Annotated in this window: 21 protein-coding genes; 10 read left to right on the top strand and 11 right to left on the bottom strand. The window is 73.3% G+C overall.

Going from position 1 to position 21,051, the window contains the following annotated elements; all coding sequences use genetic code 11:
* Together BU52_RS27295 and BU52_RS27290 are read right to left on the bottom strand one after the other, a co-directional pair.
* On the bottom strand, positions 1 to 478 hold a 478-nt coding region (locus BU52_RS27295), incomplete at its 3' end, for a maltotransferase domain-containing protein (RefSeq protein WP_037939239.1).
* A gap of 73 nt (positions 479 to 551) precedes the next feature.
* Complete coding sequence (locus BU52_RS27290) at positions 552 to 854, bottom strand: DUF5133 domain-containing protein (protein WP_037939237.1); 303 nt, start codon at positions 852 to 854, stop codon at positions 552 to 554.
* A gap of 370 nt (positions 855 to 1,224) precedes the next feature.
* On the opposite strand from BU52_RS27290, the gene BU52_RS27285 reads away from it, so the two are divergent.
* Both BU52_RS27285 and glgX read left to right on the top strand, forming a co-directional pair.
* Positions 1,225 to 1,737 (top strand): hypothetical protein, encoded by a 513-nt coding sequence (locus tag BU52_RS27285; protein ID WP_037939235.1) that lies wholly within the window; start codon positions 1,225 to 1,227, stop codon positions 1,735 to 1,737.
* On the top strand, positions 1,734 to 3,878 hold the full coding sequence (gene glgX, locus BU52_RS27280; RefSeq protein ID WP_037939232.1) for a glycogen debranching protein GlgX: 2,145 nt from the start codon (positions 1,734 to 1,736) through the stop codon (positions 3,876 to 3,878). Before BU52_RS27285 ends, glgX begins: the two co-directional genes overlap by 4 nt.
* Positions 3,879 to 3,900: 22 nt before the next feature.
* On the opposite strand, the gene BU52_RS27275 is transcribed toward glgX, so the two are convergent.
* Entirely contained in the window at positions 3,901 to 4,704 is an 804-nt protein-coding gene (locus tag BU52_RS27275; RefSeq protein ID WP_037939229.1) for a VOC family protein, read from the bottom strand.
* Between the two features lie 250 nt (positions 4,705 to 4,954).
* Here BU52_RS27275 and BU52_RS27270 point away from each other — a divergent pair, with 250 nt between their 5' ends.
* On the top strand, positions 4,955 to 5,275 hold the full coding sequence (locus tag BU52_RS27270; RefSeq protein WP_435857085.1) for an ANTAR domain-containing protein: 321 nt from the start codon (positions 4,955 to 4,957) through the stop codon (positions 5,273 to 5,275).
* Positions 5,276 to 5,303: 28 nt separating this feature from the next.
* Here BU52_RS27270 and BU52_RS27265 read toward each other — a convergent pair whose 3' ends face one another.
* Positions 5,304 to 6,095, bottom strand: a complete 792-nt coding sequence (locus tag BU52_RS27265; RefSeq protein WP_037939224.1) for an RNA polymerase sigma factor SigF — start codon at positions 6,093 to 6,095, stop codon at positions 5,304 to 5,306.
* Positions 6,096 to 6,598: 503 nt separating this feature from the next.
* Between BU52_RS27265 and BU52_RS27260 the strand changes: the two genes are divergently transcribed.
* The gene (locus BU52_RS27260; protein WP_037939221.1) at positions 6,599 to 7,120 is read left to right on the top strand and encodes a hypothetical protein; all 522 of its coding nucleotides are present in this window, start codon (positions 6,599 to 6,601) and stop codon (positions 7,118 to 7,120) included.
* Positions 7,121 to 7,127: 7 nt separating this feature from the next.
* On the opposite strand, the gene hemC is transcribed toward BU52_RS27260, so the two are convergent.
* The 3 genes from hemC to BU52_RS27245 all read right to left on the bottom strand — a co-directional run bounded on the left by hemC (position 7,128) and on the right by BU52_RS27245 (position 10,045).
* Positions 7,128 to 8,063: a hydroxymethylbilane synthase gene (gene hemC / locus BU52_RS27255; protein ID WP_037939218.1), complete on the bottom strand. Its 936-nt coding sequence runs from the start codon at positions 8,061 to 8,063 to the stop codon at positions 7,128 to 7,130.
* Between the two features lie 81 nt (positions 8,064 to 8,144).
* Positions 8,145 to 8,921: an NPP1 family protein gene (locus BU52_RS27250; protein ID WP_037939215.1), complete on the bottom strand. Its 777-nt coding sequence runs from the start codon at positions 8,919 to 8,921 to the stop codon at positions 8,145 to 8,147.
* A gap of 143 nt (positions 8,922 to 9,064) precedes the next feature.
* The gene (locus BU52_RS27245; RefSeq protein WP_037939274.1) at positions 9,065 to 10,045 is read right to left on the bottom strand and encodes an ATP-dependent DNA ligase; all 981 of its coding nucleotides are present in this window, start codon (positions 10,043 to 10,045) and stop codon (positions 9,065 to 9,067) included.
* A 322-nt stretch (positions 10,046 to 10,367) separates the two neighbouring features.
* Here BU52_RS27245 and BU52_RS27240 point away from each other — a divergent pair, with 322 nt between their 5' ends.
* The 3 genes from BU52_RS27240 to BU52_RS27230 are packed head-to-tail and all read left to right on the top strand — an operon-like array spanning position 10,368 to position 13,601.
* Entirely contained in the window at positions 10,368 to 10,748 is a 381-nt protein-coding gene (locus BU52_RS27240; protein ID WP_037939211.1) for a DoxX family protein, read from the top strand.
* Positions 10,745 to 11,212: a peroxiredoxin gene (locus tag BU52_RS27235; protein WP_037939209.1), complete on the top strand. Its 468-nt coding sequence runs from the start codon at positions 10,745 to 10,747 to the stop codon at positions 11,210 to 11,212. The genes BU52_RS27240 and BU52_RS27235 overlap by 4 nt, the downstream gene beginning before the upstream one ends.
* Positions 11,213 to 11,270: 58 nt before the next feature.
* Positions 11,271 to 13,601 carry a SpoIIE family protein phosphatase gene (locus tag BU52_RS27230; protein WP_037939206.1) on the top strand — a complete coding sequence of 777 codons (2,331 nt, stop codon included), beginning with the start codon at positions 11,271 to 11,273 and terminating at the stop codon, positions 13,599 to 13,601.
* A 97-nt stretch (positions 13,602 to 13,698) separates the two neighbouring features.
* Here BU52_RS27230 and BU52_RS27225 read toward each other — a convergent pair whose 3' ends face one another.
* Positions 13,699 to 14,529, bottom strand: coding sequence for an aldo/keto reductase (locus BU52_RS27225; protein ID WP_037939203.1), 831 nt, complete (start codon positions 14,527 to 14,529; stop codon positions 13,699 to 13,701).
* A 174-nt stretch (positions 14,530 to 14,703) separates the two neighbouring features.
* Between BU52_RS27225 and BU52_RS27220 the strand changes: the two genes are divergently transcribed.
* Positions 14,704 to 15,678, top strand: coding sequence for a TauD/TfdA dioxygenase family protein (locus tag BU52_RS27220; RefSeq protein WP_037939200.1), 975 nt, complete (start codon positions 14,704 to 14,706; stop codon positions 15,676 to 15,678).
* Positions 15,679 to 15,689: 11 nt separating this feature from the next.
* Here the strand turns inward: BU52_RS27220 and BU52_RS27215 are convergent, their stop codons facing one another.
* From BU52_RS27215 to BU52_RS27205, 3 genes are all read right to left on the bottom strand, one after another.
* Positions 15,690 to 17,195: a metallophosphoesterase family protein gene (locus BU52_RS27215; protein ID WP_037939198.1), complete on the bottom strand. Its 1,506-nt coding sequence runs from the start codon at positions 17,193 to 17,195 to the stop codon at positions 15,690 to 15,692.
* Between the two features lie 100 nt (positions 17,196 to 17,295).
* Positions 17,296 to 18,051 carry a dienelactone hydrolase family protein gene (locus BU52_RS27210; protein WP_037939196.1) on the bottom strand — a complete coding sequence of 252 codons (756 nt, stop codon included), beginning with the start codon at positions 18,049 to 18,051 and terminating at the stop codon, positions 17,296 to 17,298.
* A gap of 16 nt (positions 18,052 to 18,067) precedes the next feature.
* Complete coding sequence (locus BU52_RS27205) at positions 18,068 to 18,688, bottom strand: L-threonylcarbamoyladenylate synthase (RefSeq protein WP_037939193.1); 621 nt, start codon at positions 18,686 to 18,688, stop codon at positions 18,068 to 18,070.
* A gap of 160 nt (positions 18,689 to 18,848) precedes the next feature.
* Between BU52_RS27205 and BU52_RS27200 the strand changes: the two genes are divergently transcribed.
* On the top strand, positions 18,849 to 20,336 hold the full coding sequence (locus BU52_RS27200) for a helix-turn-helix domain-containing protein (protein ID WP_037939191.1): 1,488 nt from the start codon (positions 18,849 to 18,851) through the stop codon (positions 20,334 to 20,336).
* Positions 20,337 to 20,596: 260 nt separating this feature from the next.
* The gene (locus tag BU52_RS27195; protein ID WP_037939187.1) at positions 20,597 to 20,833 is read left to right on the top strand and encodes a hypothetical protein; all 237 of its coding nucleotides are present in this window, start codon (positions 20,597 to 20,599) and stop codon (positions 20,831 to 20,833) included.
* Positions 20,834 to 21,051: the final 218 nt, after the last annotated feature.

The following is a 21,051-nucleotide window of genomic DNA, read 5'->3' as shown; positions in this document are numbered from 1 at the left end:
TGGCGCAGGGCAGGGAGTCGTCGCGCAGGGTCTCGGCCGCGGCCAGGACCACGTCCTGTCCCTCGTCCCGCGGCACCCCGGCCGCCGCGCGCTCATGGAGGTCGGCGCCCTCCTCCAGGACCAGCCCGGTGTCGATGCCCGCGGGGACCTTGACGGCGGCGGTCCTGCGCCAGGTGGCCACGGGGTCGCCCCAGGCCTCGACGCGGAAGGTCCACAGACCCGTGCCGTGCGCGACGACCTCGGCCCCCCACCGGTCCGTGCCGGGTGCCAGCTCCCGCATCGGCGTGAACGGCCCCGGACGCCCCTCGGGATCCTTCAGCACCACATTGGCGCCTACCGCGTCGTGCCCCTCCCGGAACAGGGTGGCGGTGACCTCGAACGTCTCGCCCACGACGGCCTTCGCCGGCCGCCTGCCGCAGTCGACGGACGGCCGGACGTCCCGTACCGGGACACGACCGATGGTCCGGGTCGTCTTCATGGGTCTTCGCACCTCCGCCGTGCTCGACGCCCGGGCCGGTGCCCGGGCGTGGGACCAAACAGCGGCGGGAAGGTCACTGCCTTCCCGCCGGGGAGCGCCGCCCGATGGCCGGCGGGCCCCGTCTGACCGTGGCGGCCGGGCGGGGCCTGTCGTTCTGTTCCTGCAGATACGTGACGACGGTGCTGCGCAGATACCGTTCGGCGGCGTCCGCGGCCTCCCGCGCGCAGCGCTTCCCCATCAGCACACAGAGGGTGTATCCCGAGTCCTCGAAGGTGGCCCGCACCGTGCGGTCGGCGGGGGCCGCGAGCATCACGCGTTCCCAGGCCCGGTAGCGACGCAACTGCCGGGCGACTTCGGCTTTGGCGGGTAGCAGCATGCGCCGTTGACCTTTCCGGGGCTCGATGGAGGCGCGTTGTCCCGACGGTCGGGCAGGAGCGTGCGCACAGATGCACGGACCCGTAACGGCGATCGAGGTCTTCACACATGGTGCACGGGTGATGACACAGCGTCTTGTTGGATTTTCAACAGATCGGGTTCGCCCTCCTCCCCGTGTGACGGGCGTGGCGGCGCACCGAGCGCCGGGTCGTCGCCCCGTAGGCCCCAGCCGTGCGCTCGTGTTGCACGAATGGACCAACCCCCTCACTCTGAAGGTGACTCAGAAGCGACACCCGCTCACGTTCCGTGTCCGGGGTTCGTCCCTCAGGGGCGAGATGGAGCGCGAGCTTCGCGGTGAGGAGCCAACGACCATGAAGACCGCAGTGCCCTGCTACTACCACCTCGACGTGGAAGTCAGCCCGGAGAAGGTGGGACAGGTCAGCCGCATACTGGCCGCTCACCTCCGGTTCTGGGACCTGGAGAACCTGATGCAGCCCGTCTGCGGCGGCGCCGAGATGCTGCTGCGCGCCATCGCCGAGCACGCGACCGACAGGAACACGTCGATCGAGATGTGGTGGAACGGCCAGCACCTCATCACGGCCATCGGGGACAACAACCGATCCCTGCGCCCCGACCAGGAGCTGCGCGGCTGCCTCGAGCACATCGCGGCGAGCAGCGACGGCTGGGGCTGCTGCGCCACCGAGACCGGCAGCAAGGTCATCTGGTTCTCGCAGCGCGCCCGCGCCGGCGAACGCGTCCCGTTGGTGCCGACGGCGCCCGACCCGCGCGAGAGCGAGGGCCTGCAGGTGCCCCGCGAACCGACCGTCGCCCAGCTCACCGGCCGGGTGCGAACGCCGGGCGGCCTCCTGGAGGAGGTCCGGTGACCCGGCGACAGAACCGGAAAGGGGCGCCCGCGTGGAGCGGGCGCCCCTACCCGCTGGGTGCGTCCTACGACGGGGAGGGCACCAACTTCGCGCTGTTCAGCGAGGTCGCCGAACGCGTCGAACTGGTCCTCGTCGACGACGACGGCCGGCACCGTGCCGTACGGCTCACCGAGGCCGACGGATTCGTCTGGCACGGCTACCTCCCCGGCGTCGCCCCCGGACAGCGCTACGGCTACCGGGTCCACGGACCGTGGGCCCCGGCGGCCGGCCACCGCTGCAACCCGGCCAAGCTGCTCCTCGACCCCTACGCCACCGCGGTGGACGGCCAGGTCGACAACCACCCCTCGCTGTACGAGCGCCATCCGCACGGCCCCGACCCCGCCGACAGCGCCGGGCACACGGTGCTCGGCGTGGTGACCGACCCGGCCTTCGACTGGGGCGGCGACATCCGGCCCTGCCGCCCCTACTCCGACACGGTGATCTACGAGGCCCACGTCAAGGGCATGACCCGCACCCACCCCGACGTCCCGGACGAGCTCCGGGGCACCTACGCCGGTCTCGCGCATCCCGCCGTGGTGGAACACCTCACCTCGCTGGGCGTCACCGCCGTGGAGCTGATGCCGGTGCACCAGTTCGTCCAGGACGGTGTGCTGCAGGGCCGTGGCCTGGCCAACTACTGGGGCTACAACACCATCGGCTTCTTCGCGCCGCACAACGCCTACGCCGCCCACGGCACTCGCGGGCAGCAGGTCACCGAGTTCAAGAACATGGTGAAGACCCTGCACGCGGCCGGCCTCGAGGTGATCCTGGACGTCGTCTACAACCACACCGCCGAGGGCAACGAGAAGGGGCCCACGCTCTCCTTCCGAGGCATCGACAACTCCTCGTACTACCGGCTGGTGGACGGCGACTGGCGGCATTACTACGACACCACGGGCACCGGCAACAGCCTGCTGATGCGCCACCCGTACGTACTCCAGCTGATCATGGACTCGCTCAGGTACTGGGTCACCGAGATGCATGTCGACGGCTTCCGGTTCGACCTCGCGGCCACCCTGGCCCGGCAGTTCCACGAGGTGGACCGGCTGTCGGCGTTCTTCGACCTGATCCAGCAGGATCCGGTGATCAGCCGTGTCAAGCTGATCGCCGAGCCCTGGGACGTGGGCGAGGGCGGCTACCAGGTGGGCAACTTCCCGCCGCTGTGGTCGGAGTGGAACGGCAAGTACCGGGACGCGGTGAGGGACTTCTGGCGCGGTGAGGAGCACACGCTCGGCGAGTTCGCCTCCCGGCTGACCGGCTCCGCCGACCTGTACGCCCACAACAGGCGCCGGCCCCGCGCCAGCGTCAACTTCGTCACCGCGCACGACGGGTTCACCCTGCGCGACCTCGTCTCGTACAACCACAAGCACAACGAGGCCAACGGGGAGGGCAATCAGGACGGCGAGAGCGACAACCGGTCCTGGAACTGCGGTGCGGAGGGCGCCACCCGCGATCCGTCCGTGCTCGAACTGCGCGCCCGTCAGCAGCGCAACTTCCTCGCCACGCTGCTGCTGTCCCAGGGCATTCCGATGCTCTCCCACGGAGACGAACTGGGCCGCACCCAGCGCGGCAACAACAACGCCTACTGCCAGGACAACGAAACCTCCTGGATCGACTGGCGGCTGACCGACGAGCAGCGCGGCCTGATCGCCTTCACGCGCACCCTCATCTCCCTGCGCGTCACCCACCCCGTGCTGCGCCGCCGCCGCTTCTTCCGGGGCGAGACCGTGCGCCACGCCGGCCAGCCGCTGCCCGACCTGGTGTGGCTGCTGCCGGACGCACGGGAGATGACCGACGACGACTGGCAGCGCTCCGACGCCCACTCGGTGGGGGTGTTCCTGAACGGCGACGCCATCGTGGAACCCGGCCCGCGTGGCGGGCGCGTGGTCGACGACTCCTTCCTGCTGCTGCTCAACAGCCACTGGGAGCCGGTCGACTTCCGGCTGCCGGACGCGTCCTTCGGCGGACGCTGGACGGCGCTGATCGACACCGCCGACCCGGACGGCGCCCCCGACGAGGCGGAACGCAAGGCGGGCACCACTCTCACCGTCGACGGCCGCAGCCTGGTGCTCCTGACCCGCCCGTCCCGCACGCCGCGGTGACGTGGGAGCCCCGGGAAGGGGGTCAGCGCTCGCGGCGTGAGGTCACCGTGAACTGGGCACCCTCGTTGTCGCGCAGCACGGCCTCCTCGGGGCCCAGGGAGAGCACACTGCCGCCGTGGAGTTCGGCGGCGCGGGCGCACGCGGCCACGTCCTTCACCGCGAAGTGGACCTGCCAGCGCGGCCGGATCGCCGGATCGGGCGCCGATCCCAGCGCCCCCGACTCGATGCGTGCCACCACGGCCCCACCGCTGCGCAGCACCACTTCCCCGCCTTCGTAGTGGACCTCGCAGCAGCCGGGCTTGTCGGACGCCCAGTCGAAGACCTCGCCGTAGAAGATGGCGGCGTCGAAGGCGTCCCGCGTGTGCAGCCGGATGAACGCCGGCTGCGCCCGCCGCCAGGTGGGCCAGTCGGTGAACAGCTCGCCCTCCCACACCCCGAAGGTCGCACCGTCCCGGTCGGCGAGCAGGGCCGCCCGGCCCGGCGGCAGGGAGATCGGGCCGACCGCCGCGGTGCCGCCGCGCTCCTGCACCCGCGCCGCGGCCTCGTCCGCGCTGCGCACCGCGAAGTACGGCGTCCACGCCACCGCCATGTGCCACATGCCGGCCACCGCCGCGATCCCGGCCACCGGCTGACCGTCGGCCAGCGCGATGCGGAACCGGTCGCCGAGGCGCACCGGACGCCACTCCCAGCCCAGCACGGCTCCGTAGAACTCCTCGGTGGTCTTCACGTCACGGCTGGTCAGACTCACCCAGCAGGGCGCACCGAACACGGAGTGCGTCGAGAAGACGTCGGTCGAGCCGGCGGGGGAGGGCATGTCGTGGTTCATGGAAGTCGCGTCCTGATCTCGTCGGCCTGGCAGCCACCCGGATGGCACCAGTGTCCGCCGGGTACCGGCCCGGGCGCCTGCCGAGTACCCCGGCGGTGGCCCCGAAACGGTGACCCCGGCCGCCTGCGGACCACCCCGGTGGCACAGGGCGGTCCGAGTGGCGACGATGGATGGGTCGGACACTGGGTGAAGGCACTCAAGCACCATGCGAAGGCAGCAACGGAGCGGCACACCGGACCCGGAGGTGACCATGCCCACGGACGGGGGCGCGGACCGGATCCTCCAGCTGGAGAAAGAGGTACGGCAGCTGAAGGAAGCGGTCGTCTCGCACGCGGTGGTGGACCAGGCGATCGGCATGATCGTCGCACTCGGGCGGGTCTCGCCCGACCAGGGCTGGGCCGTGCTGAAGGAGGTCTCCCAGCGCACGAACATCAAGCTCCGCAGCGTCGCGGACATGATCCTCGTCTGGGGGCGCACCGGACTGCTGCCGACGGAGGTGCGGACGGTACTGGAAGAGGTGCTGGACCGGCTCGGCCCCACCCGGCTTCCGGGCGTGCGGCCGGAGCGCTGACGCGTCCGCGCGGCGGCGGGTCGCCCGGTCAGTCGGCCTCCGCCCGCAGTTCCTCGCGCAGCTGCGCGAAACAGGCGCTGAGCAGCCGGGACACATGCATCTGCGAGATGCCGAGCTGCTCGGCGATCCCGCTCTGCGTCATCCCCCTGAAGAAGCGCAGATACAGGATGAGCCGTTCGCGCTCCGGCAGCGCCTCCAGGCACGGCCGCACCGCCACCCGGTCGACGACGGTGTCGTAGGCCGGGTCCGGGCCGCCGATCACGTCCCCGAGGACGTATCCGTCGGTGCCCGGCATCTCCGCCTCCAGGGACAGCGTGGAGAAGCACTCCAGCGCTTCCGTCCCGGCGCGCACCTCGTCCTCGGTGAGCCGGGCGTGCGCGGATATCTCGGCGACCGTGGGCGCCCGGCCCGGGGTCGTCTGCGCCAGCTCCTTCGCGGCCTGGCGCACGCGGTTGCGCAGGTCCTGGACCCGGCGTGGTACGTGCAGGGTCCACATGTGGTCGCGGAAGTGCCGCTTGATCTCCCCGGTGACGGTCGGCACGGCGTACGCCTCGAAGGCGTTGCCGCGCGCCGGGTCGTAGTGGTCGACGGCCTTCACCAGGCCGAGGGCCGCCACCTGGTACAGATCCTCCAGGGTCTCGCCACGGCCCCGGAAGCGGACGGCGATCCGTTCGGCCATGGGCAGCCACGCCGTGACCAGCTCGTCGCGCAGCGTCCTGCGCTCGGGCCCTTCGGGCAGCCCGGCCAGACGTGCGAACTTACCGGCCGTGTCGGGGGCGTCGTCGTGCGAGTGCGGCTTCCTGGGGCTGACGGTACGCATCGCGCGCACCTCCCTGAGCGGGGTGCCGGATGGACGGACCCCGTGGGAAGCGGCGGCTCGGACCAGGCGGGCCCGGGGCCGGCGAGCCGGTTCCCACGGACGTGCCTCCTGTCCGAAGCACTGAGAATTCCCTTCCCCGTGTGCCCGCGGGTCAAAACCGTTTTCTGAATTCACGCGCACACGTTCCGGAAATGCCCACGGTCCGGAACCGGGGGAATTCGTGGGGTGAAATACGCGGTGCCGGTGCCGGTGCGGGTGGCGGGGGCAGGACCGCGCCGCCGCGCGCGGTCCTGTCCCCGCCGCCACCCGGTGATCACGGCGGCCGACGTGATGTGCGGCACGCCGGGGCCGCGGCCCGCCCGGCCGGCCGGGGGATTCCTCCAGCGCAGCGCTTGATCGTTGATCAGATGGGGCGAACTGCCTGACCACGGCCCATTCCTCTCATTTGACAGTGCGCCGAACCCACAGATAGGAAGCAGCGGACAGAAGTCGAGAGGTGGACTGTGTACGAGCCGAACGTGGTCGGGGACTGGCAGGAGTACGACGAGCAGGCCGGTCTGCGGGTTCGCGTCCATCGTCTGGAAGCGGGCGAACCGCCGCGCGGACGGGACGACGCCGCCGAAGGGCTGTCGTACTTCAGTGTCCGTGTCACCGTCGAGAATCGCGGCGACCGGCCTTTGTGCATTCACCTCGAGGACGGCCAGATCGACGTGAGAACCGGCCCGGACGGCGAAAGCGCGTTCATCGACTGGCGCAACTCGCAGTTCATCGAGGGATTCGACGTCCACCCGCTGCGCCGTGCCACGGCCGTGCTCTACGCGGCCGGTCCCGAGGCGTCCCTGGGCCAGGTCGACGTCCAGGTGCAGTTGCGCGCCGACGAGGAGTGGGCCGGCCGCCGGTTGTGGACGGGCGGCGTCGGTGTGCACGAGGGGACCGTGGGGGCGCCCGTCGGCGCGTGCCGGGACACCCTCGCGCAGCAGGTGAGCGTCTTCCTGCAGGAGCAGGCGGAGGAAGGCACCTCCTGACCCGCCGTCAGTGCGGGATGCCGTCGATGATCTCGCGGGCGCCCTGACGCAGCAGGGACACGGCGACGGACGTGCCGAGCGTGGCGGGATCGAGCCGTCCCGCCCACTCGTGCGCGTTCAGCCGCGTCTTGCCGTCCGGGGTGAAGACGCAGGCACGCAGCGACAGTTCGCCGCCGCGGTCCACCCGGGCGTATCCGGCGATCGGGCTGTTGCAGTGCCCCTGCAGCACGTGCAGGAACATGCGCTCCGCGGTGGCCTCGCGGTGGGTGTCCGGGTGACCGAGGGCGCTGACCGTGTCGATCAGGCCGGTGTCGCCCTCGCGGCACTGCAGCGCGAGGATGCCCGCTCCGACGGGCGGCATCATGGTCTCGGGGGAGAGCACCTCGCTGATCACGTCGGTGCGGCCGATGCGTTCCAGGCCGGAGGCCGCCAGCAGCAGGGCGTCCGCCTCCCCGGCCGCGAGCTTCTCCAGCCTCCGGTTGGCGTTGCCCCGGAACGGCACGCACCGCAGGTGCGGGTGGCCGGCGGCCAGCTGGGCGGACCGGCGCACCGACGAGGTGCCGATCCGGGTGCCGGGCGCGAGCTGGTCCAGGGTGAGTCCGCCCGGGTGCACGAGGGCGTCACGGACGTCGTCCCGCCTCAGGAACGCCGCGAACACCGTGCCCGCCGGCAGAGGCCGGTCGGCGGGGACGTCCTTGAGGCAGTGCACGGCGACATCCGCCTCGCCGGAGAGCAGCGCGGCGTCCACCTCCTTGGTGAACGCGCCCTTGCCCTCCACCTTCGACAGCTCGCCCAGCCACTTGTCGCCGGTCGTTCTGACGGGCACCACCTCGGTGCGCACATTGGGCCGGGCGGCGGCCAGTTCCGCCCGGACACGGTCCACCTGGGCGAGCGCCATGGGTGAGTCGCGGGAGACGATGCGGATCAGTTCCGGGACGGACATGCCGACACGATAGACCCTCGCGGCACCCCGGGGCGCCGGGGACGCCGTACGACGTCCCCGGCGTCAACTCGTGTGCCGCGTTCAGGCGTTCGGGTCGAACGGGATGCCCGGCGGTTCGGCCTCCGCGAGATGGGAGGCGAAGCTGCCGTCCTTCAGCCCGAAGTGGGCACTGCCGAAGTCGTACGAGACGAGCCTGTCGCGCAGACCCGCCGGATAGCCGTTCCAGCCGACCAGGGCCGGGTACTGCCAGCTGCCCCGGTGGTTCTCCGGCGGCTCGTCGCCCGGACCGGCGAGGCGGAAGCAGTGGGTGCCGATGCCGTCCTTGTGGTAGACGATCTTCGGATGGGTGCCGTCGAAGCGGACCTCCGAGCGCGCGTGGATCGAGAACGAGCCGTGGTTGGACGTCGAGACGTACTGGACGGTGTCGTTCTGCACCCACACCACGACGTGTTCCCAGTCGTGGCGGTGGCCACCGAGGCTGACGCCCGGCAGCGCCTGGTCCTTCTCGAAGTACAGGGCGTAGACGACGGCGCACCAGCCGTTGTTGCACGTGGCGCGGGCGTAGCCGTTGGTGTTGTCGAGGTCCGAGGCGTCACGGCAGTCGCCGTCGAGGGCGCCGGTGGGCCTGAGGCCGGTGTTGACGGAGCCGTCCGGGCCGATCGCGGGTGTGGGGTAGCAGCCGTCGGTGTCGTAGTCGTAGGCGGGCTGGAAGGTCCGCTCCAGGGCGTCGGCGTCGGCGGGCAGGGCGGGTGGGGGAGCGGCGAAGGCGGTGGCGGGGAAGGCGATGACCAGTGCGGCGGCGCCGGCCAGGCCGGTCAGCCATCTCCTGCGGTGCGTGCGGAACGTGCTCGACGGCACTGCGTCCTCCTCTTGGTCCGGGCGCAGCCCAACGGCTGTTGGGTGTGGGGGAGTTCAGCATCCCGGCTGGACGCATACATGCCAAGAGGGTCACGTGCCGTGGGTAGGGCGCGGCGCACCTCTCGCCGCTCCGGACTGGCGGATCACACCATGTCGTCCGGGATGTCGGCCGCCGCCTCCCCGGGGGCGAGGTCCGGCCTCAGCCGCAGCCAGGACGGCTGGCGCAGCATCCCGTCCCGGGTCCGGGTGCTGTAGCGCACCTCGCCCACCAGCCGGGGCACCACCCAGCGCGCGCCCGGAGCGGCCGGCACGGGGTCGAAGGGGCACACGTCGGTGGCCGCCGCCCGCAACAGCCCGGCGAGCTCGGTCCGTTCGGCCTCGCTCCAGCCGGTGCCCACCCCGCCCACGTACCGCAGCCGCCCAGCCGCCCGCTGTCCGACGAGGACCGCTCCCGGCAGGCCGGTCAGCCGCCCCTTGCCCGGCAGCCAGCCGCCGACCAGGACGTCCTCGCTGCGCATGTTGCGGATCTTGATCCAGGAGCGGGACCGCACCCCCGGTTCGTACACCGAGTCGAGCCGCTTGCAGACCAGCCCCTCGAGTCCGTGCTCGGCGGTGGCCCGCAGGGCCTCGGTCCCGTGGCCGACGATCGCGGCCGGGGTGGACCAGGCCGGCCCGTCGAGGCCGAGGCTCTGCAGCGTCTCGCGGCGCCCGGTCCAGGGCAGCCGGATCAGTGACCGCCCGTCCAGGTGCATGACGTCGAACAGCACCAGGTGGACCGGGACCGCCGCCGCCCGCCGGGCCGCCCTGCCGGGAGCGTGCGCCAGACCCATCCGGGACTGCAGCAGCTGGAAGTCCGCGCGGCCGTGTGCGTCGAGGGCGAGCACCTCACCGTCCAGGACCGCGGCCCTGGTGCCCAGAGCCGTCGCCAGCGGGTGGAGCTCCGGATACGCCCCCGTGATGTCCTGACCCGACCGGGCGCGCAGGACGAGGGTCCCGTCCCCGGGGAGGTAGACCACCGCCCGCTGGCCGTCCTGCTTGGTCTCGTACGCCCAGCGGGCGTCCGCCGCGGGCGGCGGGAGGGAGCCGGGCGTGGCGAGCATGGGCGGGATCAGCGGCAGGGTCACGGGTGAGGTGTGGACACCCGTCCGGACCGCCACGCGCCCGCCGCCGGGCTTTCGCCCGAACGGCCGCGACGAGGGTGGGCCGGCGGCTGGGCGGGGACCGGCGGCCGGGAGGAGGCCGCGCCGCTCGTGCCGACGGGGACGCGAACCGGGACGGGTGAGGCGGTGGAGCGCGCGACGGCTTCCTCGCGCAGCCGCCCACGAGGAGTCCGGGCCCTCCTGACCCGGAACCTCACCGCCCTTGCGCCTCCGCCGCCGGAACCCCTCGTCCCAGCAGCACTTACCGTCGGGTAATATCGCGCGGCAGGTCATCGGAGGAGGAACCGTGTCACGGTCCGAACGCTCGCCCCTGCTGCTCGCCGGCCTGCTGGCCGCCGCGGGCACCGCCCACTTCGCCGTCCCGCGCCAGTTCGACCACATCGTGCCGCGCTCCCTGCCCGGCTCGCCGCGCACCTGGACCTACGCCAGCGGTGCCGTGGAACTCGCGCTGGCCGCCGGGGTGGCACTGCCCCGCACCCGCAGGCCCGCCGCACTGGCCGCCGCGGCCTTCTTCGTCGGCGTGTTCCCCGCCAACGTGAAGATGGCCGTCGACTGGCGCCACCGCCCCGCCCCGCAGAGGGCCGCGGCCCTCGGCCGGCTGCCGCTCCAGCTGCCTCTGGTGCTCTGGGCGCGCGGCGTCGCCAGGAACGCGCAGGGCCGGTCGTGAGCGGGCACCCGGGCAAGGGGGACACGGTCGAGGACTTCGCGCTGCCGGACGAGACCGGCACCGTACGCCGGCTCTCCGAGCTGCTCACGGAGGGCCCGGTGGTGCTCTTCTTCTACCCGGCCGCCCTGAGCCCCGGCTGCACGGCCCAGGCCTGCCGCTTCAGGGACCTGGCCGCCGAGTTCGCCGCCGTCGGCGCGCGCCCGGTGGGCATCAGCGGAGACCCCGTCGAGCGGCAGGCGGAGTTCACCGGACGGCACACCCTCGGCATCCCGCTGCTGTCGGACCCCGACGGCACGGTCCGCGAGCGGTTCGGGGTGAAGCGGGGCATCGCCCTGGCACCCACCAAACGGGCCACCTTCGTCATCGGGCGGGACCGGACCGTTCTGGAGGTCGTGCGCAGCGAACTGCGGATGAACACGCACGCCGACCGGGCGCTCGCCGCACTGCGCGACCACCGCGCCTGAGCCCCGCGGGCGCCCGGCCGCGGTTGAGAGCGGACGGCGATGGGACGATATTGGACCAATGGAGGAGGCCTCCGCCGCGGTGGTCGTCGATGCCCGCGGCATCGTGACGGGGTGGAGCGAGGAAGCCCGGAGACTGACCGGGTTCCCCGCCGGCGAGGCCGTGGGCCGCCCCGTACGGGAGCTGCTCGACGGGGACGCCCCCGGCGCCGCGCCCGTGCCCTCGGGAACCGTCGTGGTGCGTCATCGCGACGGCCACCCCGTGACGCTCCGGCTCACGGCCCGCCCCGTCACCGGCGCGGGGGACACGCCCGGCGGCTACGTGATCACCGCGGTGCCCGGCAGGCCGGCCGAGCGGTCCCTGGCGGACCGTGCCTTCCAGCAGGCGTCCCTGGCCATCTCCGTCGTCGACACCGGGCAGCGCTTCGTACGGCTCAACGCCGCCGCCTGCGAGGCGATGGGCGGGTCGGAGGAGAGCCTGCTCGGGCGGACCTTCCTCGACACCGTCGGGCGCAGCGAGCACACCCTCGGCGTGGACCGGCATCTGCGCCGTGTCGCCGAGACCGGCGAGCCCCTGCACCACGAGAGCTACGGCCGGACGCCCTCCGGCTCCGCGAACCACGCCTGGAACGTCGAGATGTGGCCGGTCCGTGGCCTCACCGGTGAGGTGGTCGGCACCGCGCTCGCGGGTCTGGACAGCACCGAGCACCACCGGGCCCGGCGCCGGCTGGCGCTGCTCAACGAGGCCGCCGCCTCCATCGGCACCACCCTCGACGTCGTGCGCACCGCCGAGGAGCTGCTGGAACTCCTGGTGCCGGCATTCGCCGACTTCGCCACCGTCGACCTGCTGGACTGGGTCCTCGGCGCGGCCGAGCCCCCGCACCGGCCGGACAGCGCGGTCGTCCTGCGCCGGGTGGCGCACCGCTCAGCCTCCGAGGGCACCCCCGAGGCGGTCGTGTCCCTCGGCCGGACGGACGTCTACCCGCCCTTCACCCCGCCCGCGCGGGCCCTTCGGGAGGGCAGGGCGGTGCTCGCCCGCGCCGGCGAGCCGGAGTTCGACCGGTGGATGGGGGAGCGCGGCGTGCGCGCCGCCGTCCCCGCGCGTTTCGCGGACATCCACGCCCAGCTGGCCGTGCCGCTGCTCGCCCGCGGCACCACGCTCGGCGTCGCGGTCGCCGTCCGCAACGTCCGCCCCGACGGGTTCGTGGCCGACGACGCCGTACTCGCCGAGGAGCTCGCCAGCCGCGCCGCCGTCTGTGTCGACAACGCCCGCCGTTTCGCCCGGGAACGCGCCACCGCCCTGGCGCTCCAGCGCAGCCTGCTGCCGAGGAGCCTGCCCGGCCAGGCGGCCGTCGAGGTCGCCCACCGCTATCTGCCCTCGGCGTCGGCGGCCGGCATCGGCGGCGACTGGTTCGACGTGATCCCGCTGGCCGGCAGCCGGGTCGCCCTCGTCGTGGGCGACGTCGTGGGCCACGGCATCCCCTCCACGGCGACCATGGGCCGGCTGTGCACCGCCGTGCGCACCCTCGCCGACGTGGACCTGCCGCCGGACGAGCTCCTCACGCACCTGGACGACCTGGTCACCCATCTGGCCGCCGACGACCGCGAGGACGTCGCCGAACTCGGCGCCACCTGCCTGTACGCCGTCTACGACCCCGTCTCCCGCCTCCTGACGGCGGCCGCCGCCGGGCACCCCCCGCCGGCCGTGGTGCGGCCCGACGGGACATGCCGGCTTGTCCCCATGAGCGCGGGCCCGCCGCTCGGCGTCGGAGGGCTGCCGTTCGAGGCCACGGAGCTCCAGCTGCCCGAAGGCTGTGTCGTGGCCCTCTACACCGACGGCCTCGTCGCGGACCGCGACCGCGACATCGACCACGTCACCGGGGTGCTGTGCCGCGCCCTGACGGTCCCCGCCGACTCGCTGGGCGCCCTGTGCGACGGCGTGCTGAAGGACGTGCTGCCCGAGGAACCCGAGGACGACGTGGTCCTGCTGCTGGCCCGCACCCGGGCCCTCGGCGAGGACCGGGTCGCCACCAGGGACGTGCGACTCGACCCGGAGGAGGTGGCCGCCGCCCGCCGGTGGACCGCGGGCATGCTGAGCGCGTGGGGACTGGACGAGATCGCCTTCGTGACCGAACTCGTCGTCAGCGAACTGGTCACCAACGCCCTCCGCTACGGCGTGCCGCCCGTCCGGCTGCGGCTGATCCGCGACCGCGCCCTCATCTGCGAGGTCTCCGACGCCAGCTCCACCTCACCGCACCTGCGGCGCGCCCACGCCTTCGACGAGGGCGGCCGCGGACTGCTGCTGGTGGCCCAGCTCACCCAGCGCTGGGGCAGCAGGCAGACCGGTCACGGCAAGACGATCTGGGCGGAACAGGCCTTGCCGGAGCACTGATCCGCCCCGCGGGCCAGGCCCCCTCGCCCCGCGGCGAGGGGGCGAGGGCGCGGCCGGAGCGCCGCCGACCGCGCCCCGCCCCGCCCCGGGCATCCGGTCAGAACTCCTCGTGCACCTCCGGGTCACCGCCGATCCGCCGGTGGGCGCGGTCGCCGAGGGTCCGCATCTGCGCGGCGTCCAGCTCGAAACCGAACACGTCGAGGTTGGCGCGCTGCCGTACGGGATCGGACGACTTGGGAACGGGGAGCGCGCCCAGCTGGAGGTGCCAGCGCAGCACCGCCTGGGCCGGGGTCACCCCGTGTGCCTGCGCGACGGCGGCGACGGCCAGGTCGTCCAGCAGCGCCGAGCCCCGGCCGAGCGGACTCCAGCTCTCGGTGACCACGCCCTTGTCCGCGTGGTACGCGCGCAACTCCTCCTGCGGGAAGAAGGGATGCAGCTCGATCTGGTTGACCGAGGGCAGCACCCCGGTCTCCTTCTCCAGCCGCTCGATGTGGGCGGCGGTGAAGTTGGAGACGCCGATCGACCGGACCAGGCCGTCCTCACGGAGCTTGATCATGGCCCGCCACGAGTCGACGTACCGGTCGACACGGGGGAGTGGCCAGTGGATCAGATAGAGGTCGACGTACTCCAGGCCGAGCCGCGTCCGGGACTCCTCGAAGGAGGCGAGGGTCTCCTCGTAGCCGTGGTGGCGGCCCGGGAGCTTCGTCGTCACGACGATCTCCTCACGGGGAAGGTCCGCCGCGGCCACGGCGCGGCCGACGCCGGTCTCGTTGCGGTAGTTGGCCGCCGTGTCGACAAGGCGATAACCCGTCTCCAGGGCCGTGCCGACCGCCCGCTCCGCCTCGGCGTCGTCCATCGGCCAGGTGCCCAGGCCCAGGGCGGGGATCGTGGTGCCGTCGTTGAGGGTGCGGCTCGGAACGCTGGTCACGGGGCGGCCTTCCGTCGGGAGTGTCGTCCCCCCAGCCTCGGGGACGGTGGGGGTGGTGCTCAAACGGACGGCCGGGGTCCCCGCCGGGCGAGGCGCTGTCGCCGGGACCGCGCCCGGCTGCCACGATCCTCCCGGGAGCCGGTCCGCACGGGACCGGCCGGCGGAAGGGGACGCATGACGACGGACAGCGGCGGCGCGGCGGACGAGGAGCGTGCGGGGGCGATGCACGTCCGCCCCGTCGCCGGCCACATCGGGGCGGACATCACCGGTGTCGACCTCGCCGGTCACCTCGACGACACCGTGATCGCGGACATCCGGGCGGCGGTGCTGCGCTGGAAGGTGGTGTTCTTCCGCGGGCAGCGCCTCGACCACGCCGCCCATGTGGCGCTGGCCCGCCGGTTCGGCGAACCGGTCGTGCTGCCCCGGCGCGGCAGCGCCTCGCCGCCGGGCTTCCCCGAGGTCGAGACGACCGCCGACCGGCTCGAACTGGGCGGACGCTTCGGCATGGAGCACGACGAGTGGCTGCGGCGCCGCCGCCACAGCCTGCTGCGCGGCTGGCACTGCGACCACGGCGCCCGCGTCGACCCGCCCGCCGCGACGATCCTGCGCGCCGAGAGCGTCCCGCCCCACGGCGGGGACACCACCTGGTCCAACCTGGCCGCGGCGTACGCCGGACTGTCCGCACCGGTACGCGAGTTCGCCGACCGGCTGCGCGCCGAGCACCGGCTCGGCGTCGGCTACCAGCCCCGTCCCGGCGACGACGCCTATCTGCGCCATCTGCTGGAGCACCAGACGGCCTCCGAACATCCGCTGGTGCGCGTCCACCCGGAGACCGGGGAGCGGGTGCTGTTCGTCAACGGCTACTACGTCGAGCAGATCAGCGGCCTGTCCCGCCCCGAGAGCGCGGCCGTACTGGAGATGCTGCTGGAACAGGCGACCCGGCCCGAATGGACCGTGCGGTTCCGCTGGGAGCCGGGCAGCGTGGCGTTCTGGGACAACCGGGCCACCATCCACTTGGCCCCGGGCGACACGGACCACGTCGGCCACCCGCGGATCATGCACCGCGTCATGCTCGCCGGTGACGTCCCCGTCGGTGTCGACGGCCGGCCCTCGACGCCGCTCACCGGCACCACGCCGGGCCGCTGGTAGCCGGCGCCGGGTCACGTCAGCGGGATGGTCACCTCGTCCTCGACCGGCGGGTCGGTCTCCTGGGCGCGGTGGCCGGTCGCCGCGTGACAGCGCAGCCGGATCGCCTCCGGGCTCACGTCCAGCCGCAGGAAGCACTTGAAGAACGGAGGGCTGTAGGTGGCCGAGCCCGGTGAGAACAGCGACGTGTAGACCTTGCGCACCGGCAGCCGGAAGCGCTTGGCCCGGTCGGGCCGGCGGCCGGTGCCGAGCAGCCCGGCGACCAGCCGCATCCGGCGGGTGATCCGCGGCGGCGCGCCCGGGACCCGGGTGGGCCCGATGCCGAGGCGTTCGGCGATCACCGTCATCGCCTCGGCATCGGTGAGGGTGAAGAAGCGGCGCAGCCGCAGCCGCCGCCCGTAGAGCCCGCTGTAGAAGGCCAGGGAGTCGCCGCGCAGCGGATAGCAGCGGAAGTCCCGCTCGGTGACACCGGCGACGTCGACCCGGGGGATGGTGTGGGTGGCGTGCATGAACGCGCCCCCGCCGCCCGCCACCACGTACTGCAGGGTGCGGCCGTCCGCCAGCCGCACGGGGTAACGCTGGTAGTTGTGGATGTCGCCGCCGATCGCGGCCACGTAGTGGTGGCCGGGGTCGCGCACGATGTCGTCGACGGTGCCGCCGCCCTCGACGGGACACGGGTGGTGCTCGCCGTCCACGTACAGGGGCGAGCCCGTGACGAGTATCTTCGGGCGCGGGCCCCGGGAGACCTCCCGCAGCCACGCGCCCTGTTCGGCGTCGACGGTGCCCAGCAGTCCGGTGTCGATGCCGACGATCCGCACCGGCCCGGCGTCGATGGCCCAGTACGGTCCCGGCTGCACGGCCCGCTGCGCGGGCCCGGACCGCAGTGCGCGCGCCCGGGCGAGGCGCCCGCCGTCCCCGGCGCGGGGCCGGTGCCACAGCAAGGAGCGCAACCAGGCCCGGGTGAGGGGGCGCGGCGCGGGCTCTGCGGGCAGCGGCGGGGCGTCGTCGCAGAACACGCGCATGAAGCCGGCCAGGTCCTCGTACCAGTCGTGGTTCCCCGGTATCGCGTAGATCGGCGCCTGGTAGTCCCGGTAGGGGCGGAAGAACTTGGGCCCGTAGTCGTCGGTGCTGCCCACCGGGTAGATGACATCGCTGGCGAGCACGGCGAAGGCCGTGTCCCGGCCCTCGCTCAGCAGACCCGGCACGACCGCGTACTGCGGCTCGCCGCCCTCCCCCGTGTCGCCGAGGACCAGGAACGAGAAACGGTCGGGGTCGTCGCGCCTGATGATCTTGTCGGCGGGCGCCCCGGCCGCCGCCCGCCGGGCCACCCAGCGGGCGCGGACACCCCCCGTCGGGTCCCCCAGCCACGAGGCCAGCACGCCGTTGCGGGCCGCCCACAGCATTCTGGGATCGAGCCAGGAGATCTTCTCGGCCTCGTTCGGCATCAGCCGCCGGTACTCACCGCGTTCTGCGGAGCCCCAGCCGGCACCTTCGGCGGTATCACGTGAAGAGTCGGACACCGGTGCACCGTAACAACGGTGCGGCGGCCCGCCGGAGGCCGGGTGGTCCGTGGCGGGGCCGTCGAACCCCCGTGCCGTCCGGCTGAGTTGGCGGAGCCGATCACAGGTTGCGCCCCAACAGGCCGAGCAGCGCCGCCCAGTGGCGCCCGTCCGCCTCCCTGTCGTACGCCGCCGTGTCGGACTGGGTGTATCCGTGCGCGGCCCCGGTGTACACCTCGCACCGGTGACGGACACCGGCGTCCGTCAGCGCCCGCTCCAGGCGCTCGATCTGCGCCGGGGGCAGCGAGGGGTCCCGGTCGGCGTGGCCGAAGTACACCTCGGCGGTGATCCGGCCGGCCACCCGGTGCGGGCTGTCCGGGGTGTCCGTCGCCAGCCGGCCCCCGTGGAACCCGGCCGCGGCGGCCACCCGGTCGGGGTAGGTGCCGGCCGTGCGCAGGGCGAGGGCCGCGCCCATGCAGTAGCCGGTCACCCCCACCGGGCCGCCCGCCACCGCCGGGCACTCGGCGAGCCACCGCAGATACGCCCCGGCGTCACGCATCGCCCGTTCGGGCGTCAGTGCCCGCATGGTCGGACGGAGCCGCCGGAACGCGGCCGCCCGCGCCGTGGCGTCGATGAACTCCGGCAGCTCCACGACCGGGGCGGGCCCGCGCCGGTGGAAGACGTTCGGCACCAGCACGGTGTACCCGGCCCCCGCCAGCCGGTCGGCCGTCTCCCGCACCCGCGGACGCAGACCGAAGGCGTCCGTGTAGAACAGGACCGCCGGGCGGGCACCGCCCTCCACCGGATGCGTCAGGTACGCGTCCGCGGTGCCGTCCTCGGTGCGGATGCCGACGCCGGTTCCCCGTACGGAGGTCACGATCGGTCCGTCCCCCTCACTCGAACCGCGAGACGTCGCCCGCGCCCCGCCGTACGATCTCCGCCTCGCCGCCGGAGAAGTCGATCACCGTGGTCGGCTCGGTGCCGCAGTCGCCGGAGTCGAGCACGGCATCCACCTGGTGGTCCAGCCGGTCCTTGATCTCCCACCCCTGGGTCAGGGGCTCGTCCTCACCGGGCAGCAGCAGCGTGCTGGACAGCAGGGGCTCACCGAGCTCCGCCAGCAGCGCCTGGGTGACGACATGGTCCGGGATGCGCACGCCGACGGTCTTCTTCTTGGGGTGCTGGAGCATGCGGGGCACCTCCTTCGTCGCGGGCAGGATGAACGTGTAGCTGCCCGGGGTCGACGCCTTGACCGCGCGGAACACGTCGTTGTCGATCCGTACGAACTGGCCGAGCTGTGCGAAGTCACGGCACACCAGGGTGAAGTGGTGCCGGTCGTCCAGCTTGCGGATCGTACGGATCCGGTCGATGCCCCCGCGGCTGCCCAGACGGCAGCCGAGTGCGTAACAGGAGTCCGTGGGGTACGCGATCAGGGCGTCGGCGCGGATGCTGTCGGCGACCTGGGAAATGGTGCGCGGCTGGGGGTTGTCGGGATGAACGTCGAAGTACTTCGCCATTCACCGAGCTTATGCCGCCCGCCCGGGAGCACCGCGCACACCGGGCCCGCGCCGCCGCCGGGCGCGGGAGCGACACCGTGCCGGGACGAGCCGCGCCCACGGGTGGGGTAACGTCCCCGCACCGGACCGGGAGGGCGAGGAGACGAAGGGGAAGACCGAGGTGGCAGGCCGTAGGGACGGGATCCGGCGGACACCGGCGGCGGCCGGGGACCCGACGTGGGCGCACGAACTGCTCGAACACCTGCGGCCGGCCGGGCGGGACGTCCGCAGGGTCGTCGACTGGCTGGCCGGCACCGTGCGCGCCGAGGTCTCCCTGCAGGACGCCGCGGGAACGCTCGTCGCCGGCACCCGGTTGCCGCTGGATCCGGCCCTCGTCGCCGACCTCGGCTCCGGCCGGGTCGCCTCCGCGGCCTGGGACGGGGACGGGTGTCACCAGCGCCTGGTGAGGATCGGCCACCCCGCGCAGGCCTGTGTGCTGGCCGTCTCCCGCACGGCCCCCTTCGACCGGGACGCCTCCGACGTCGTCACGCACACCGCCCAAGTGATCGAACTCCTGCTGACGGCCCACGGGACCACCGCGGCCGGGCTCCGGCTCCGGCGGGCCACGGCCGATCTGCGGCTGGCGATCCTGCAACTGCTGATGGTCGAGGACACCGTCGCGGCCCGCCGGGTCGCCGCGGGGCTCTGGCCGGGCCTGCTCGACGCCGACACCGCGTGCGTCTACGTCGTCGAGTCCGCGCCCGACCGGCGTGAACGGCTCGTGGTGGAGTGCCTGGACACCACGCGGGAGGAGGCGCTGGTCGTGCGGTGCCCGGCGATGGACGGTCATGTGATCGTCGTCAGCCCCCGCGAGAGCACCGCTTCCGACCTGCGGTCGCTGGTCGGCCGGCACCCCGACACGTTCCTCGGCGGCAGCGTGTGGCAGAGCCTGGCCCGCACCGCCACCGCGTACGGACAGGCCGTCAGCGCCCTCGCGGTGGCGCGCTTCCGCGCGGACAGGACGGCCGTGTACGCCGAGCGCACCCACCCCGAACGGCTGATGGACCCCGCCGCCCTGCGGGGCTGGTCGGCCCGGGTGCTGCGACCCCTGGACGCGCTGGCCCACCACACCCGCGCCGAACTCCTCGCCACCGCCCGGCTGGGCCTGGAGTTCACCGCCGTCAACACCGCCAAGATCCTCGGCGTCAGCCGCAACACCGTGCGCGCCCGCATGGAGCGCGTCGAGAGCATGCTCGGCGTGGACTTCGACGACGTCACCGCCCGTGCCGTCGTCCACCTGGCGCTCCACACCCAGATCAACCTCCTGGACGGGCAGGCGGGCACCGACCCGGGCACCCACTCTCCCGGACTCGCCGGACTGCTGGCCGGCGAGGCCGTCGAAGCCTGGGCGCGGGAGCTGCTGGGCCGACTGGACCGCGACACCCGCAACGTGCGCCGCACCCTGCGCGCCTGGATCGCCGTCGGGTGCAACGCCGAGCGTGCGGCGCAGGTCCTGGGCGTCCACGCCCAGACCGTGCGCGAGCACATGCGCAGCGCGGAACCCGTCCTGGAACGCCAGTTGCTGGCATCAGGGACCGATCTCTACGAGGTCGTGCTGGCCCATCTGGCCGCGGGCGACCTGGAGCAGCCGGTGCTCGCGGGGGAGTGAATGGGGCCTTTCGGACTCAGTTGTGCACGGATGAGCCCTCCGGGGGCCTCAGCGGGCATCGGTGCGATACACAGGCCGGTCCTCCTCCCCGTAGTTTCGTGCCGGGCGGGGCACGACCGGAACGGGGGACCGGTCGCGCTCCGCCCCTTCGTCGCTGTGTGGCCCCGCGGCCGGCGGGTACCCGTCCGCCGCTGTGAAGGCCCGCCTCCGGCGTCACGGTCCGGCGGGCGGCGAACGAGCACTGCGAGGAGGAGACCCGGATGACCAGTGAGACGGAGACCGGCGGCGTCACCGGCACGCAGGACAAGGACTACAACCTGATCTGGTACGTCGAGGCGTGCCTGAGCAACGCGCTGCGCCTGGAGAGCTACATCCAGGACGCTGAGCGGGCCAAGGACACCGAGGTCGCCGACCTGTTCCGCAAGGCCCAGGCGGACAGCCGCAAGGGCGCGGAGCTGGGCAAGGGGCTGTTGCGCGCACGCCTGGACGGCGGCTGACCGCACTGTCGCGCAGGTCCGGTCACCACGCACGGCGCGGTGACCGGACCGTGCGCTGTTCCCAGCGGCGCCCGGGCGCGTACCACCGGACGCGCCGGTCCCCCCCCCGGACACCGGCGCGTCCGGCCGCCCCGAGTCGCCGCGCGCGCCGATGCGGGGCAGCATGACCGACGTACGCACGTGACCGGGGGGACGACGAGCAGCGCAAGGAGCCCACG

The sequence above is a fragment of the Streptomyces toyocaensis genome (assembly GCF_000725125.1).
Taxonomy (GTDB): Bacteria; Actinomycetota; Actinomycetes; order Streptomycetales; family Streptomycetaceae; genus Streptomyces; species Streptomyces toyocaensis.
This window is presented reverse-complemented; position numbering and strand designations above follow the sequence as displayed.

Coding starts and splice junctions, on each gene's coding strand:
- BU52_RS27290 (WP_037939237.1), bottom strand. CDS start 854: ATGCTGCTACCCGCCAAAGCCGAAGTCGCCCGGCAGTTGCGTCGCTAC.
- BU52_RS27285 (WP_037939235.1), top strand. CDS start 1,225: ATGAAGACCGCAGTGCCCTGCTACTACCACCTCGACGTGGAAGTCAGC.
- BU52_RS27275 (WP_037939229.1), bottom strand. CDS start 4,704: ATGAACCACGACATGCCCTCCCCCGCCGGCTCGACCGACGTCTTCTCG.
- BU52_RS27270 (WP_435857085.1), top strand. CDS start 4,955: ATGCCCACGGACGGGGGCGCGGACCGGATCCTCCAGCTGGAGAAAGAG.
- BU52_RS27265 (WP_037939224.1), bottom strand. CDS start 6,095: ATGCGTACCGTCAGCCCCAGGAAGCCGCACTCGCACGACGACGCCCCC.
- hemC (WP_037939218.1), bottom strand. CDS start 8,063: ATGTCCGTCCCGGAACTGATCCGCATCGTCTCCCGCGACTCACCCATG.
- BU52_RS27230 (WP_037939206.1), top strand. CDS start 11,271: ATGGAGGAGGCCTCCGCCGCGGTGGTCGTCGATGCCCGCGGCATCGTG.
- BU52_RS27220 (WP_037939200.1), top strand. CDS start 14,704: ATGACGACGGACAGCGGCGGCGCGGCGGACGAGGAGCGTGCGGGGGCG.
- BU52_RS27205 (WP_037939193.1), bottom strand. CDS start 18,688: ATGGCGAAGTACTTCGACGTTCATCCCGACAACCCCCAGCCGCGCACC.
- BU52_RS27195 (WP_037939187.1), top strand. CDS start 20,597: ATGACCAGTGAGACGGAGACCGGCGGCGTCACCGGCACGCAGGACAAG.